Below are 16,218 nucleotides of genomic sequence, written 5' to 3' on the forward strand. Positions count from 1 at the left end.
TCGAGTTGGGGGAACGTTGAGGTGGATGGCCTGTGGGGTCTCCCGACCGATCGCCGGGAGACCCCTATGACTGCGACCGATGCCTGAGCTCCTTGCCACACGCGCCCGCCTGAGTCGCCCCGAGATGGCCGACCACGACGATGTGCCAGGTAACAGCGGAACGCAGGACCGCGCCCCACCTCAGTCGACCGTGCGTGCACTGGATCCCCTGTTCCACCGCCTCACGTTACCGAGCCGTCCCATCCGAGATCTCGGATGGGACGGCTCCCGACACAGGCCCACCGGTTCCTCGCTGCAACCGGACTACTGCCGCACGAATGGTGCGCCGTCGATATCGGTCAGCTGAAGCCGCTCCTCATCGTTGTACTTGAAGTACTGGAAATACGTGTCGCACTTCAGACCATCAGTAACAGAGGCCAACTCGACGAAGGCCCCCCGTCCGGCATCCTCCACCTTCCCGGGGCGCCAGGTTCCGGTGAACTTCAACTCCGTTGGCGACGACGACCCGCGGCACGTGGCAGGGAGCAGACTCACCTCTCCCAGAGTGCCACCGTCCAAGAACTGGATCGTGCCGACACTCGACTTCCACTTCCCGACAAGCGGCGCGTCGCCCTCCTTCTGCACCGCCGCGCACGAAGCCACCAGCAGCAAAGCAGACGCCAAACAAACCGCCAGCGCACCTAGTCCTCCTCGGGCACGCACCCGACCGGTCCTCAGTGTTCCGATCACTCCACACCTCCGTTCAACGGTGTCCTACATGAAATCCTTGGGGCGGGCGAAGTCATTCGTGGCAATGTACTTTCTAGCTTCGTCGAGTACGACACTCTCGAGTGCTGGCCATGAGGCCCCTGGGTGATCACCGGCGATCTTCTCCCCCATCTTCCGACCGTACTCATTGTTCACCAGGTCGGATAGATGATCAGCGTAGTTACGGCCCTCCCTTGGGCCGTACGCCTCGTGAGCATCAGCGACCATCGCGGCGTCCTGACGTCCGGTGGCGATTGTGAGCATGGCTTGCCAGATGAAGTGCCGGAACGCGTTCACCCTTTCCGAGTCTCCCTCGCCGGGGTATTCCCGCTTCTGGACCGTATCCTCAGCCCAGTTGAAGATGTTGTACGCGTCGTAGCAGTAAACACCCAGCTCCATGACGCAAACCTCCAGCTCGGACGCCTTGGGCCTGCCGATCCACTTCTCGTTATACGGCTCCGATCCTGGGATCGGGTCCTCTCCCGGCTTCGGGTCGTACTTGAAATTGGTGTTCTTCCGGTATTCCTTCTCCAGCTCAAGGCCGTAGGCCCTGCGCGCAGCCTTCTTCTCGTCCTCGACGTTGGACGGGAGGCTGCCAGCCCATCCCGCCCCAGGCTGCAGCCCTGTGGCCAGCAGGAACTTGACGTATCGGGCCGTCCGCGCGGGGGCATCCGCCTGGACCTGTTGGACGATCTTCTGGTAGTTCGGGCCGTCACCCTCGATCTTGGTGCCCATGTGCGAGCACTTGGCCATCCCGCTCGCGCACTCCTCAAGCGCCATCCCTGTGGGGTCCGTCTTGTTGACGGGGTTGTTGTTGCTGTACCCGTATGCGTTCCACTGCTGCGGATCCTCGGGAAGGATCAGTGGATCCGGGCTCAGGAAGCGGCCGGTGGTGGGCTGGTACTGCCGGGCACCGAGGTTGGTGAAGCCGGTGGCGTCGTCCTTCAATCCGCCGACGTAGCCCTTGTCGCCGGACCAGGGGGTGGCAAGGGAGCCGGGGCCGCGGGTGGCGCCGAAGGGGTCGAACGTGCGGCGGGACTCGTTGAGGGTCTCGGAGTCGATGGACAGGGAATTCGTGCCGTGGTGGTCGGAGAACTGGTACGTCAGCTTGGTCGGGCCCTGGCGGACCAGGGTGATACCGCCGGGGATGGCGTAGTACCGGGCTCCGGTGCTGGTCCTGTTGTAGGTGTCGTAGGTGAGTTCGTCACCGCCGCCGAGGTTCACCGTGACCTTACCGGGGTTGCGGCGCACCAGCTGGTTGCCGTCGGCGTCGTAGACGTAGGTCGTGGTGGCGGTGCCCTGGGTGAGTGAGGCGAGCTTGCCCTCGACGTCCCAGGTCAGGGTGGAGCTGTTGGCGGCGTCGACGGCGTTCCAGGTGGGCGTGCCCCACTTGTACTGCCAGCCGGCCGTGTAGACGATGAACTTTCCGTCGTCCTGGACCACCGCGAAGTAGCCGCTGTTGTTGCCGACCCAGGTCTTGGAGGACCAGAGCGGCACCCGCTGCGGGTCGTAGACCACGAAGTTGCCGTCGTCCTGCATGGTCGCCCAGGCGCCCGGGTGGTCCTGGGTGTTGGTCGACCAGATGGCCTGGCCGGTGCGCAGCGAGCTGAGCACCAGGTTGCCGTCGGCCTGCATGGCGAGCTGGACGCTATTGGACCGCACCAACTCACCGGACTTGAGGACGTACCCGGCGCCGAGAATCTTCAGCCCGTTGGGGTTGTTGATCTTCGTAGTATTGCCCGACGCGTCGTACTGGTCGGTGCCCTGCGCAGCACTGGCGCTGCCGTAGGTGTACCTCCCGGTGGCCAGCGCGTGCGGGCCGCCGGTACCGCCGCCCGTGCCGGATGCGGTGGTCGGAGCGTTGCGGGCGCCTGCGGCCGGGAAGGTCTGATCGACAATCAGGTCCTTGGCCGGGTCGCCGGCCGGGTCGCGGTTCACCAGCTTGGTGCGGTTGCCGGTCAGGTCGTAGGTGTACTCCTGCCAGTAGGCTGCGCTGCCGCCGACTGTGGTCTTCGCCGGGGCGGCCACACCGCTGGTCGGCGTGGCGTTCGCGCACGTGCCCTGGCCCGCCAGCGAGGGGGTGGGCTGGCTGAGCTGCCCGGTGTCGCTCCACGCCGTGGTGAGGCGGCCGAGGTGGTCGTAGGTGAAGCACTGCAGGTCGGTCGCGGCCGGGGTGTTGTCCGGGATCGCGCGGATCGCGGTGATCTGCCCGGCCTGGTTGTAGGCGTAGGTGGTGTTCTGGACGGTTCCGGTGGTGGCGGTCTGCTTGTCGATGTATTGGGTCAGCAGGCGGGAGGTCGACTCGTCGTAGGTGTTGGTCGCGACGATCTGGGTGCCCCAGGAGTTCATCGTGGAGCGGATGTTGCGCCCGTAGGCGTCCGAGTCGGCCTGCCGGAGGTAGGTGATGCCGGCCCCCGACATGTCGTTGAGGGTGCCGTACTTCTCGTAGTTGTAGGTGATGTACTCGTCCGCCAGGTCACCGGCGGCTGCCCGGCCCTCGGTCCGGATCGCGCCGCTGATCGGGTTGTAGGAGGCGTAGTAGTTGAAGGTCGCCTGGCCGGTCTGGCCGATGTCGCCGCCGGGGATCGAGACTGTGCTCCTCGTCGGCCGGTAGGCGACATCGAGCTCGGTGACCGCCTTGGTGTAGGCGGCACCGTTCGCTCCTCCCACGTAGCGGGTCGAGGAGGTCGTCTGACCCTTGGCAACGGTGTCGTAGACGTAGCCGGTCAGCTGGTTCTCCGGACTGACCGTGCCGTTGTAGGTGCCGGTCTTCCGGCCCAGCAGGTCGTACGTGATGGCGATCGTCTGGCTGCGTGCGTCCGTGGTGGACGCCAGCCGTCCCGCGGCGTCGTAGCTACGGGTCGATACACCTGTGTCCGGGTCGTCGGCACGGACCTGGCGGCCGCGCTGGTCGTAGCCGTAGCTCCAGGCGTTGCCCGCGGCGTCCACGCGCGTCGCGGCCTGACCACTGGGTGTGTAGGTGTAGTTGGTGATGTCGGCGTCGGCCGGGTTACCGGTCGCCGTGGGCGTCTTGTACTGCCACAGCTGCGTGGTGCGGCCGCGGGCGTCGGTGACGGTGCTGGTGGCGGTGGCACCGCTCGGCGGGGTCACGTCGGTCCGGTCCGCGCCGGGGTAGGCCGTCGTCGTCGCGTTCTGGAACACACCCAGGGCGATGAACTGTGTGCTGGTAGGCCTGCCTCGGCCGTCGAAGACGGTGTAGGTCTGATTCGGAACCATGGCGGGTTCCGGCTTCCATCGTGCCGTGGTCGGGCCGGTCGTGTCCTCGTAGTAGGCGTTGTGGACCCGGTTGGCCCGCCCTAGCGAGTCATAGAACGTGTCCGTGACCAGCCGGCCGTGGTAACTGGAGACGGCCGGCTCGCCCTGCGTCTGGACCACTCGGCCGAGACCGTCCGTGATCTGCGTCGAGACCGCGTACTCCTCGTTGGGCCGGAGGGTCTTGCTGGTGATCGCCGACGGCGCAGTGGTGCCGTTGACCGCGTACTCGTACGTGAAGTTCGCCGTGGCACCGGTGTCGCGGCCCGGCGTCCAAACGGCCTTGAGCCGGCCCAGCGCGTCGTAGGACTGCGTGACCGTACGGCCGTTGGGGTCGGTCGTGGTGACCGGCAGGCCGCGGGCCGGGCTGAGTGCGACCGTGGTGATCCGGCCTGTGCCGCCGTCGGGGGCTCCGACCGGTGCAGGGGTCACCGTCACCTTCTTGTTCGGCAGCTCGCCCGGGTTCGCCGAGCTGTACGTGGTGGTCACGACAGCACCATTGGGGTTGGCGGTGTCGGTGACCTTCGGGTCCGTGACTGTGGCCGTCCGCCCGTAGACGTCGAAGGTCGCGGCGCCGGTGGTCGTGTACTGAGGCGCGCCCGCCGCGTCGTACCGGTCGAGCACCTGCGTACCGGTGGGCTCGCCCTTGTCCCCCGCGTTGCCGTACCCCTGGCCGTCGTAGAGCGTCCGCGCACCGGAGATGGTGTTCGCCGCGGTCGCGGTGGCGTCGCAGGCGTTGGCGCCCGAAACGGTCAATACCTCGGAGACCAGCCCCGTCATCTGTGGGTTGCCACCCGCTGCGTACTTGGTACGCGTGCAAACGTCGGGAGTCCCGTCCGCGGTGCTGAGGGAGGTCTTTACCCGGTTGTTGTGGTCCCGGTCCGTTGTGGTCACGGTCGAGGTGGTGCGGGTGCCGGACGTCGTCTTCGCCGTGCTCACACTGGTCGACGTGGTCGCCGCGTAGCGGGCCACCAGGTCCGGCAGGCCCGTGCGCTTGTGCGTGGCGGTCGGGACGTCATCGGCGGTGGTGTTCACGGTGTAGGCGTCGGGTTCCGCGGCGCCCGCCTCCGGGTAGGTGTCCGACTCCAACACCCGGCCGGACAACCACTCCCGGTCGGGTTGGGCACCGCTCTTCGGGCCCGCGACGCTGGCCGGCCTCGGGAGGTTGTTCGCCTTGTAGTCGCCGTCCATGCCCTGGTAGTAGCTGGTGGACGTCTTGACCTGTTCGCCGTCCTTGCCCGAACCCGCCACGACGGTGACCGACGCATAGCCACGGAACTGGTCCCAGGTGCGGCTGTCGGCCTCGGTGAGGGCGCCGTCGTTGCGGTGCCAGGCGGCCTTGCCGTACGTGTAGCCGGTGGTCTGCGCCAGCGCACCCGTGATCAGGTTCGCGTTCGGGTTCACCGTCACCTCGGCCACCGGGTACCGGAGGAACCAGTCGTCCACCGTGGCCTTGACACCGGTGTCGTACCACTTGACGCTGTAGCAGCTCATGCCGTTGTCGTCGGCCGAGGCCGGCATCAACCCCGTCGTCCGCTTGCAGGCGTCCTCGACGTACTTGACCGCGATGGTGCCACCCGTCTCGGTTGTGATCATGTCCATCCGGGGCCGGGTGTACGCCGGACGGGCCGGCACCAGGCCGTCGACCCGGTTGGCCAGCATGTGGTCGGCGAAGGTGACGGCCGGAAGGTCCGCCGCGGCCTGGTTGTCGACCGTGTCCTGGCCGAAGCGCCTGATGCTCTGCAGCCACGGGATCTTCGTGTTCTCCGCCACCACCGAGTTCGCCGGCGTCTTGAACACGTGCGTCAGTTCGTAGCGGTCCACCGGGCGGTATCCGCCACCGGAGCGGATCGATGTGGTGATGGTGCTCAGCCACTTCGTCGACCAGAAGCTCGGTGCGGTGTTGGAGCATGTCCCCTGGGCCGCGCACTGCTTGTCGAGCGGCACATCCGGCCAGTTCGTCGCATTCGCGCTCGTCCGCTGCGATTCGACGCAGATGTCGCCGGACACGCACCTCTCGTCCGACTTGAAATCGATCTTCGCGGCCGACCGGTAGCTGCCGTTCGCACCCAATTGGTCCGACAGCAGCTGGCCGTAGGAGATCGAGGCGAGCACACCTCCCCGCGTGTAGGCCTCGTTGGTCCCCGATCCCGGATTCTGGCCGCCACCGCGCGCGTAGTAATTGATCTCGGGCGCGTAGGTGTAGGCCGTCAGGTTCTTGTGCGAGTCCAGGATGTAGTCGAGGTTCCACCGCCACGCCATCGGGCACCACGAGCCCTTCCCCTTGGCGCCGTCGTAGCAGGGGTCGCCGGGATTCGGCGAGTACACCGGCACCGTCCAGGCCGACTTGCTGTCCGAACCGGTGGTCGTCGGAGTGCCGTCGGCGGACGGCAGGTGATTGAGGCCGAAGTAGTAGACGGTGCCGGAAGTGTCGGTGACCTTGATGTAGGACTTGTTCCAGGTTCCGTTCGTGGCACCGGTCAGGAACTCGATCTTCGTCCCGTCGTCGTTCTTCAACCGCCACGTGCACCTGGACTGCTCGTCGGCCGCGGTTCCGCCCACGCACGACGAGTCGTGCGGCACCAGCTCACCGGAGTGGCCGCCGAGCGACAGCGTCAGGTTGGCCCCGCCCCAGCACTGGTCGCCGGAGCCGGCGATCCCCGCCTTACTGCAGGGCTTGAACGAACGCTCCACGAAGCCCGCGCTCAGGTCCCAGCCGTCACCGATCCAGGACGCCTGGGAATTGGTGGACGAGGTCTTGCCGTCCACCGAGGCCGAGTCGTAGCCCAGCGCCACCTGCGGTGCCACGCCACCCAGTGCGGGCGGCGACTGAACGGGATAGTTGTACGTGAACGAGCCCGAGGAACTGCCGGCCGTCCATGCCTGGCTGGGCGACAGCGACGTCGCACTGTACGTCCCGAGCGCACTGCCGTTCGAGGTGTCGGCCGTCAGCACCAGCGCAGCCGGCGCCGTTGGTGCCTCGGCCGACTTCGACTGGGCCTCGACCGCCGGCGTCCGCCCCGGGAGGTCAACGTCGGCGACCAGCTTCTTCGACTGCACGTCGTAGTGCGAGAGCAGGGGCGTCCGGGTCAGGCAGCCCGGAGCCTCCGGCGTGGTCAAGGAGCATGCCGGCATCGACACGAGCGTCGCCCGCTGGGCGAAGTCCCCACCGAAGCCGACGCCGTCGAGATCGAGTACGACCCGCACCTTCCCCGGACCACCCTGGTCGGCCCGCGACAGCGAGACCACCGGCCCCTGCGCACCGGCAGCGGCGGCCCTGTTCGGGTCCGTCACCTCCACCCGCACCTGCGGGGCCGCCGTCTCCCCCGGGCCGGTCTCCGCTGCCACCGGGGCCAGCCAGACCGGTAGTTCACCGGCTCGCTTCGATGCTCCGGCCACCGGCTCCTGCACACCTTGAGCGTCCGTCTGCGCCGACTTGGCCCCGGCCGCCGGTGGCGCCTCCAGCACCACCACCGTCGAGCCCGCCGCCGCCCTGACCGCCGTCTTCGGTGGCACCCAGGTGGGCGAACCCGTCCTCGGGGCCTCCGGCTTGGGCACGTCCTTCTGCCCCGGTACCGACTTCGTCTTCTGCAGTGGCGTGCCCGGCGGCGACCAAATCCTGTCGTCCTTGTCCTTGCCCGCCGCAGGGACCGCCAACGCCGGCGCCACCGGCACCACCAGCGCTCCGAGCAGGACCAGCGAACTCACAAGAGCGACCCGGGATCCCCGCCGTAAGCCTGGTGGCGGCTCCCCCTGCCGGGCGACCCAGGACACACGCGCACGACGAGCGGACACCATTACCCCCCACAGGTCACCGCACCTCGATTCGGATGCGGACGGATGACTCCGCGCCGGACACTACGGCCCGGGAAGCCTTCCGGGAGAGAGGTTTTTCGAACCGTGATCAATGTGCTCCACATCACGACCACGGCAAAGTGGTTCGCCTACCGCCAAATCAGGACGGCCTGTGAATTAATTGAATTGACGATCCGTCATGTCGTGCGGGAGTTTTCTGCGGACCTCTGCGCGCACCCTGCCCACCAGGCTTGCGCGCGGCCTATCGGTACACCCGTGGGGGGATTCATCATGTCTGCTGCTCCACCCGGAGCCCGGCCGGCGGCCCGGCTCGGACCGCCACACCCGTCTCGACGGACCGCCGTCGCCGCCGCTGTCCCTCTTGTCCTCGCGCTGTCCTCCATCGCGCCGGCCGCCTTCGCCGACACCGCGCCCACCGCACCCCCGCTCCCGCCCGTCCTGGCCGCGACCATGGCCAAGGCCGACGCAGCACGCGCCGGCGACAAGCCGCCGGCCACCGCCGTCGACAAGGCCATCGCCCAAGCGAAGAGCACCGGAAGGCCTGTTCCCGTACCGGAGTTGACGGACGAGTTCAGCGAGACCGCCGCAACCCCACAGGGCCATCTCGCGCACAGTCAGCACCCCGAGCAGCAGCGCGTCAAGCAGAACGGCACCTGGTCCGCACTCGACGCCACCCTCGTCGCGGATCCGGCCGGCGGCTACCGCCCCAAGGCCTCCGCTGCAGGCGTGCACCTCTCGGCCGGCGGTCCCGGCCCGCTCGCCACTCTCACCAGCGAGGATGGCAAGGCTCTTACCGTCGACTCTCCGTTCCCGCTCACCACCGCAATCACGGGCCCCGGTGGCAACAGCCTGCTCTACCCCGAGGTCGCTCCCGGGATCGACCTCAAGGTCACCGCCACCAAGTACGGCGGTCTCAGCACCGTCCTGGTGGTCAAGACGGCCGAGGCGGCCGGCAATCCGAAGCTCAAGTCCGTTCACTTCGGCACGACCACCAGGGGCGTCACCCTCAGGACCGACGCAGAGCACAACCTCGCCGCCACCGCCGAGGACGGCACCCTCCGCTGGCATGCCCCCGCCCCCCGGATGTGGGACAGCTCCAAGGACACTCCGGCCGCAGCGGAATCCACGGCAGCCGCCGGCAAGTCGGCCCCGGTCGAAGCCCCCCGGGACAGCCCAGCCCAGCAAACCGGCACCCCTGCCCCGCAAAAGAGCGGGGACAACCCCGACAGCACCGTAGACGGCCCGGGCAAGGGCGCGAAGGTCGCCGTCATGCCCACCAAGGCAACCGCCGACGGAATCGACCTGACCACCGACCAGAACATCCTCGGCAAGGGCCAGGGGCCCTGGTTCATCGACCCTGGCTGGATCTACGACACCCGCAGCGGTAACACCTGGACCTGGACCCAGTCCGCCTACCCGGGCAAGGCCAACATCGGCCTGACCGTCGACAACGGCGGCGGCAAGTACGCCCGGCCCGGTGTCGGCTATCAGGGGTACCTGCCGACCAAGGGTGTTGAACGCTCCTACTTCCAGCTGGACACGCGGGGGTTCGCCGGCACGATCGTGCACAAGGCCACCCTGTCCCTCTGGGAGTACGAGTCCTCGGACTGGTCCTGCACCACCAAGTACTGGCTGGACGCCTACCTCACGAGCCCCATCGACAACCGCACCACCTGGAGCAACCCGCCCGGCGTCGTGGGTGGGCGGCTCGGCGAGGCACAGGTGGCCGGCTCGGGGCAGGACGGCTGCCACGACAACGTCCAGTTCGACTACGACGTCACCTCCGCCTATCAAACTTACTCCGGCGACCACGACACGCTCACGTTCGGTGTCTTCGCCCGCGACGAGAGCAGCAGCTCCCTGGGCTTCAAGCGGCTCACCTACAACCCGGTCGTCGTGGTCGAGTACGACCGGCCACCGACACCGCCCACCGACCCCTACGTCTCCCCCAGCCCCGGCACCACGTTTCCGTGGGCCGACAACCAGGGCTGCGACGGCTCCTCGATCGGCTGGCTGAGCGCCGGGAGCAACTTCAACGGTGCCGTCACACTCAACGCGACCGTCCACAGCCCGGTCCAGAACGACCTGTACATGTGGACCCACATCTGGGACTACAGCCTTCCGGACTGGCCGGTTGTCGACGAGGGCTACTCCGCAGCGGTCCCCAACGGCAAGGTCGCGTCATTCAACGTCAGGTCAGACGTGATCAAGGACGGTCACGTCTACGGCTGGGGCGCACACGCCGCCGACAAGCTCATCGGCATGTCCGACGCAGCGCCGAACTGCCGCTTCGGTGTCGACCTGACCCCGCCGAGCCTGACCGTCCCGGACGTCTCCCGGGTCTTCTCCGACGCCGAACTCTCCGAGCAGTACCCGCCGTCCGGCAACGGACAGATCACCAAGAAGCGCACCGGCGAGTGGGGCATCGTCCCGTTCAGCGCGGTCGACACCCCCGCGGACAACGGCACCGCCTCGGGCATCGCCTGCGCCCGCTGGTCCTGGGACCCGAACTTCGCGGACGCCCAGGGTCAGGACTGGATCTGCGGTGGGCGGCTGCCCGTCAACGGCGTCGCCGTCCTGCCCAACCGGTGGGGCACCAACATCGTCTACCTCCAGGTCATGGACCAGGCCCGCAACTTCTCACCGAAGGCCCAGTACGCCTTCTACGTGCCATGGAACTCGGACGGCCCGCCACCGGTCTTCGGCGACATGACCGGGGACTCCGCCCCTGACATCCTCACCGCCGACCAGGCCGGCAACCTGCGCACCTACACCGTGCCCGGCAACCCGCTCGCCAAGAGTCCGCCGATCACTCTCGCCGCCGGTGCCAAGGACGCCCCGGACGGTGTGAGCTGGGCCAATGCCCAGATCACCCACCGCGGCACACTGACCGGCGGCAACCACATCGACGACGTCATCGCCCACGCCCCCGGCGGTCCCAAGCTCTACGTCTACGGCAACCCGGGCAACGACGGCTTCTACGGCCACGTCGGCAGGGGGGTGGAGATCGAGAAGCCCGGTTGCACGGCACGGGCGGCCGATCCGGTGACCGGAATCCCGGCCGAGGACTGCGCCTGGTTCCACGCGCCCGGCTACAACGCGGCCGACTGGTCGAACGCTCTGCGGATCGCCGCCATCGGCGACCCGGTCAACACCAACCTGAACACCGCTCTCAAGTTCAAGAACAAGACCGGTCTGCTCACCGTCGAGAGCACCAACAACGGGACCGATGCAGCGCTCTGGTACTACCCGGCGACTGCCGGCAACATCCTCGGCAAGCCTGTCCAACTGGCCGCGTCGGGCTGGAAGGACAAGGAGCTGCTCAGTCCCGGCGACTGGGCCAAGCAGGGTCACCCCGGTCTCTGGGCCCGGAACCTGCTGGCAGGCCCCGACGGAGCGCAGGGCGATCTGCGTGCCTACACCTTCGCCACCGGCACGGTGGTCTCCACCACCCACGAGGGCCTCCCCGAGAAGGACGCCTCCAACAAGCCGCTCTACGTGCCGACACTCACCAAGATGTCGAGCGGTGTCAAGGTCGGCCAGGTCTCCGTAGACGGCTGGCCGGTCCTCGGCTCCGACGGTGACCTCACCGGCAACGGCTCGGCCACCCTGTGGGGCAAGCGGGCCAACGGCCAGATCGACATCTGGTGGGGCCAGACCACTGACCCCGGCACCGCCAACCCCGGCTTCGCCTGGCAGGTCGGCCCCGAGCGGGTCGCCGACACCGCAGTGAACCCGCTCTGGTGGAGCCTGGACGGCAAGCCCACCAAGGACGGAAGGCCGATCGACAGCACCGTCGTCGACCCGCTCTACCCGACCGCCTTCACCCGGACCACCGACCACAACGGCGAGGCCGACCGGGCTACGGCCTTCAGTGGATCGACCGTGTACCGGAGCTCGAACCGGGCCCCGGTCGACACCACCAAGAGCTACAGCGTGGCCGCCTGGGTGAAGATCGACAACACCGACGCCTACCAGACCGCCGTCTCCCTGGCCGGTACCGAGCGCAGCCCGTTCTACCTCCAGTTCTCGAAGGCGTTCGGCTCCACCGGCCGCTGGTCCTTCACCATGGCGGCGACCGACCAGTACAACACCGGCGCCTACTACGCCGCCGTCGACGACAACGAACCGCAGGTCGGCGGTTGGACCCACCTGGTCGGTACCTACAACGCGGAGACACGGACCGCCACCCTCTACGTCAACGGCCGCGCGGCTGGCACCACCATCGTGCCCCAGGTCTGGAACACCAACGGGTCCGTCGTCATCGGCGGCGAGAGCACGACCAACCACCCCGGCCCGGACAGCCGGCTGACCGGTGCGATCGGTGACGTACGGATCTACCCCTACGTGTTCACCGACCAGCAGGCCAACACCATGGCCACCAGCAACTCCCGCGTGCAGATCCGCAGTACCCAGAACACCGGCAAGTGCGTGGACGACTGGGGCGGCGCGGTGGGTGCCATGGTCGCGGTCCACGACTGCTGGAACGGCGACTCGCAGCACCTCACGCTGACCTCCGACAACCGCATCAAGGTCCGCGGCAGCGCCGACCGGTGCCTCGGTCTCAGTGACAAGCCCGGCAAGCCGGGTTCGAGGATCCAGATCCAGACCTGCGGCAGCGACCTCGGGCAGGTCTGGGAACGCCGCAGCGACGGCACGCTCTACAACCCGGAGAGCGCCGGCTGCCTGGAGATCCCCGCTTGGAACACGGCCAACGGGTCCTCTCTCGGCATCTGGAACTGCAACGGGACCGACAACGCCAACCAGCGCTGGTTCTTCCGGGCCCAGACGACCTCCTGAGCCGCCAGGGCGCACGGTGGCCCCTTCACTCCCGGGCAACAGCTCGGGAGTGAAGGGGCTTCGGGCATTCCTGGGCCCCGGCCGCCGGGCTGGGTCAGACGGTGGAGGCCGGGGCGGTGGTGGTGCCGGCCGGGGTGCCGAGGGTGTGCTCGGCCTTGGAGACGGCGGCGCGGTAGTAGAGGGAGGCGAGTTGGGAGTCGCCGGAGCCGCTCTGGAAGAAGCCGTAGGACATCGCGGTGGGGCCGAAGCGCTCGATGGCGAGGTAGCCGTTGAGCGGGGTGCCGGCGAGGTCGCCGTCGAGGCGGACGGCGGGGGCTTCGGGGCGGTCGCCGAGGGTCATGGGGGTGACGGTGAAGGTGACGGTGGTGCCGACGCCGTCGGTGAAGGTGAGCTGGTGGCAGGTGGCGAAGGCGTCGGTGACGACGGCGAAGTCGCTGGTGAGCTTGGCGGAGTCCTCGGCGGTGAGTGACTCGGTGACCATCGGGTTGCCGTCCGGGCCGTCGAACTCGACTTCCTGGTGGGGCTGTTGCGGGCTGGGCCCACCCTCGCGCCGGTTCAGCAGGGCGCGCAGCGCGTCGCAGCCGGCGACCGGGGAGGCGCCGTCCTGCGGGGAGCGGGTCGCGCCGGCCGGGATCTCGGTGAAGTCGGGGCCGAGTTCCTCGGCGGTGAGCAGGGCCGCTGTGAGCTGTTCCGCGGTGGGGAGCTGGTCGGAGGGGGCCTGCCGGACCGTGACGGCCGGTGGCGGGGCCGCGACCGAGCCGGTGGCGACGCCGGTCGTGCCGAGGGTGACCACGGTGGCCACGGCTGCGGCGGTGAGGGCGAGGAGAGGCCGCGAGTGGGACATGCGGGCCCCCGATCAGGAGTCGGGCAGGGATGGACGTCCAGTGTCCCACCGGGCCCCGGCAGCCGCCCGACGGGAGGGCGAAGCAGCAGGTCAGCGCGGGTCCGGCAGGGTGGCCAGGGTCTCGGCGAGCCACTCCACCCAGAAGGTCTCCAGCCCGATCCCGGCGCGCAGCACGGCATGCTGGAGGCGGTTCTCCCCGGCTGCGTTCTCGGGCGGGAAGTCCCGCCGTTCGATCTCCTCGTAGTCGGCCAACTGCGCGCGGTGGAGGGCGAGGTGGCGGGTCAGTTCGGCGTCGAGGCCGGCCGTGCCGACCACGGCGGCCGCGCGCAGGCGCAGCAGCAGTGGTTCGCGCACGGCCTTGGGGTCCTCCCCGCCGGCCGTCCACCGTTCGAGTTCGGTGCGGCCGGCGGGCAGGACTTCGTACTCCTTCTTCTGGCCGCGGACCGGGCCGGACTGCGGGAGGGCCCGGATCAGGCCGGAGGTCTCCAGGCGGCCCAGTTCGCGGTAGATCTGCTGGTGGGTGGCGGACCAGAAGAAGCCGATCGACTTGTCGAACCGCCGGGTCAGCTCCAGCCCCGAGGACGGCTTCTCCAGCAGGGCGGTGAGGATGGCGTGCGGCAGTGACATGGGTCGATCCTAGAGCGGCCCGGGTAGGCTCGGGCCGCCCGCGGAGGTCAGATCGCCGCCGCCAGTTCGGTGCCCTGCTTGATGGCGCGCTTGGCGTCGAGTTCGGCGGCCACGTCGGCGCCGCCGATCAGGTGCGGGGTGAGGCCGAGCCCGCGCAGGGCGGTGTCGAGGTCGCGGCGCGGCTCCTGGCCGGTGCACAGGACGACGGTGTCGACGGGGATGAGCTGCCGTTCGCCGTCGACGGTGATGTGCAGGCCGGCGTCGTCGATCAGGTCGTAGCTGACACCGGGGACCATCACCACGCCGCGGTGCTTGAGTTCGGTGCGGTGGATCCAGCCGGTGGTCTTGCCGAGGCCGGCGCCGACCTTGGTGGTCTTGCGCTGCAGCAGGTGGACGCTGCGCGGGGGCTTGGGCGGCTCGGGGCGGGTGAGGCCCCCGCGCTCGCGGTACTCCGGGTCGATGCCCCACTTGCGGTGGAAGACGGGCGGGTTGAGGCTGGCGGCGTCGCCCTGGTCGGTGAGGTACTCGGCGACGTCGAAGCCGATGCCGCCGGCGCCGAGGATGGCGACCCGTTCGCCGACGGGTGCGCCGTCGCGCAGCACGTCCAGGTAGCCGAGCACGCTGGGGTGGTCGACGCCGGGCAGGTCGGCCGGGGTCCGCGGGGTGACGCCGGTGGCGAGGACGAGCTCGTCGAAGCCCTCGGCGGCGAGCTGCTCGGCCGTCACGACCGCGCCGAGCCGCAGTTCGACGGACAGTTCGGCGAGCCGGGTGCGGTAGTAGCGCAGGGTCTCGTCGAACTCCTCCTTGCCGGGGATCCGCCGGGCGATGTTCAGCTGGCCGCCGACGGTGTCGGCGGCGTCGAACAGGGTGACGGTGTGGCCGCGTTCGGCGGCGGAGACGGCGAAGGCGAGGCCGGCCGGGCCGGCGCCGACGACGCCGATCCGCTTGCGCACCCTGGTGGGGGCGAGGACGAGTTCGGTCTCGTGGCAGGCGCGCGGGTTGACCAGGCAGGAGGTGATCTGGAGGCTGAAGGTGTGGTCCAGGCAGGCCTGGTTGCAGCCGATGCAGGTGTTGATGGACGCGGCGCGGCCGTCCTGCGCCTTGGCCACGAAGTCGGGGTCGGCGAGCAGCGGGCGGGCCATCGAGACCAGGTCGGCGTAGCCGTCGGCGAGCAGCTGTTCGCCGATCTCGGGGGTGTTGATCCGGTTGGTGGTGACCAGCGGGATGCCGACCGAGCCCATCAGCTTCCTGGTGACCCAGGCGTACGCGCCGCGCGGCACGGAGGTGGCGATGGTGGGGATGCGGGCCTCGTGCCAGCCGATGCCGGTGTTGATGATGGTGGCGCCGGCGGCCTCGACGGCCTGGGCGAGCTGCACGACCTCGGCGAGGGTGGAGCCGCCGGGGACGAGGTCGAGCATGGAGAGGCGGTAGACGAGGATGAAGTCGGGGCCGACGCGCTCGCGGACCCGGCGGACGATCTCGACCGGGAAGCGCATCCGGTTCTCGTAGGCGCCGCCCCACTCGTCCTCGCGCTGGTTGGTGGCCGCGGCGATGAACTCGTTGACCAGGTAGCCCTCGGAGCCCATGATCTCGACGCCGTCGTAGCCGGCCCGCCGGGCGAGCTCGGCGCAGCGGGCGAAGTCCTCGATGGTCTGCTCGACCTGCTCGGCGGTGAGCGCGTTCGGCACGAACGGGCTGATCGGGGCCTGGAGGGCGCTGGGGGCGACCAGCGCGGGGTGGTAGGCGTAGCGGCCGAAGTGCAGGATCTGCAGGGCGATCCGGCCGCCGGCGGCGTGCACGGCGTCGGTGACCACGCGGTGCCGGTCGGCCTCCTCCTCGGTGGTGAGCATGGCGCCGCCGTCCCAGGGGCGGCCGGCCTCGTTGGGGGCGATGCCGCCGGTGACGATGAGGCCGACGCCGCCGCGGGCGCGCTCGGCGTAGAACGCGGCCATCCGGTCGAAGCCGCCGGGAGCCTCCTCCAGGCCGACGTGCATGGAGCCCATGATCACGCGGTTGGGGAGGGTGGTGAAGCCCAGGTCGAGCGGGCTCAGCAGGTGGGGGTAGGGCGACTGGGGCTCGGTGCTCATGGGGGCGTCTCCTGGGCGGACGGC

Annotated in this window: 6 protein-coding genes; 1 reads left to right on the forward strand and 5 read right to left on the reverse strand. The window is 69.1% G+C overall.

Translation table 11 applies throughout. The annotated features are described in order from the left end of the window. Positions 1-303 precede the first annotated feature (303 nt). Together ABZ885_RS05110 and ABZ885_RS05115 are read right to left on the reverse strand one after the other, a co-directional pair. Entirely contained in the window at positions 304-624 is a 321-nt protein-coding gene (locus tag ABZ885_RS05110; RefSeq protein WP_360183504.1) for a hypothetical protein, read from the reverse strand. A gap of 129 nt (positions 625-753) precedes the next feature. Further along, entirely contained in the window at positions 754-7,728 is a 6,975-nt protein-coding gene (locus tag ABZ885_RS05115) for an RHS repeat-associated core domain-containing protein (protein WP_360183506.1), read from the reverse strand. Positions 7,729-8,106: 378 nt separating this feature from the next. On the opposite strand from ABZ885_RS05115, the gene ABZ885_RS05120 reads away from it, so the two are divergent. Then, positions 8,107-12,636 carry a LamG-like jellyroll fold domain-containing protein gene (locus ABZ885_RS05120; RefSeq protein WP_360183508.1) on the forward strand — a complete coding sequence of 1,510 codons (4,530 nt, stop codon included), beginning with the start codon at positions 8,107-8,109 and terminating at the stop codon, positions 12,634-12,636. A 94-nt stretch (positions 12,637-12,730) separates the two neighbouring features. On the opposite strand, the gene ABZ885_RS05125 is transcribed toward ABZ885_RS05120, so the two are convergent. The 3 genes from ABZ885_RS05125 to ABZ885_RS05135 form a co-directional block, all read right to left on the reverse strand. Next, positions 12,731-13,480, reverse strand: a complete 750-nt coding sequence (locus ABZ885_RS05125; RefSeq protein ID WP_360183510.1) for a hypothetical protein — start codon at positions 13,478-13,480, stop codon at positions 12,731-12,733. A 90-nt stretch (positions 13,481-13,570) separates the two neighbouring features. Then, positions 13,571-14,107: a PadR family transcriptional regulator gene (locus ABZ885_RS05130; RefSeq protein ID WP_360183512.1), complete on the reverse strand. Its 537-nt coding sequence runs from the start codon at positions 14,105-14,107 to the stop codon at positions 13,571-13,573. A gap of 47 nt (positions 14,108-14,154) precedes the next feature. Then, positions 14,155-16,194, reverse strand: coding sequence for an NADPH-dependent 2,4-dienoyl-CoA reductase (locus ABZ885_RS05135; protein ID WP_360183514.1), 2,040 nt, complete (start codon positions 16,192-16,194; stop codon positions 14,155-14,157). Positions 16,195-16,218: the final 24 nt, after the last annotated feature.

The organism is Kitasatospora sp. NPDC047058 (assembly GCF_040643935.1).
In the GTDB taxonomy this organism is placed as follows: domain Bacteria; phylum Actinomycetota; class Actinomycetes; order Streptomycetales; family Streptomycetaceae; genus Kitasatospora.

Coding starts and splice junctions, on each gene's coding strand:
- ABZ885_RS05120 (WP_360183508.1), top strand. CDS start 8,107: ATGTCTGCTGCTCCACCCGGAGCCCGGCCGGCGGCCCGGCTCGGACCG.
- ABZ885_RS05125 (WP_360183510.1), bottom strand. CDS start 13,480: ATGTCCCACTCGCGGCCTCTCCTCGCCCTCACCGCCGCAGCCGTGGCC.
- ABZ885_RS05130 (WP_360183512.1), bottom strand. CDS start 14,107: ATGTCACTGCCGCACGCCATCCTCACCGCCCTGCTGGAGAAGCCGTCC.
- ABZ885_RS05135 (WP_360183514.1), bottom strand. CDS start 16,194: ATGAGCACCGAGCCCCAGTCGCCCTACCCCCACCTGCTGAGCCCGCTC.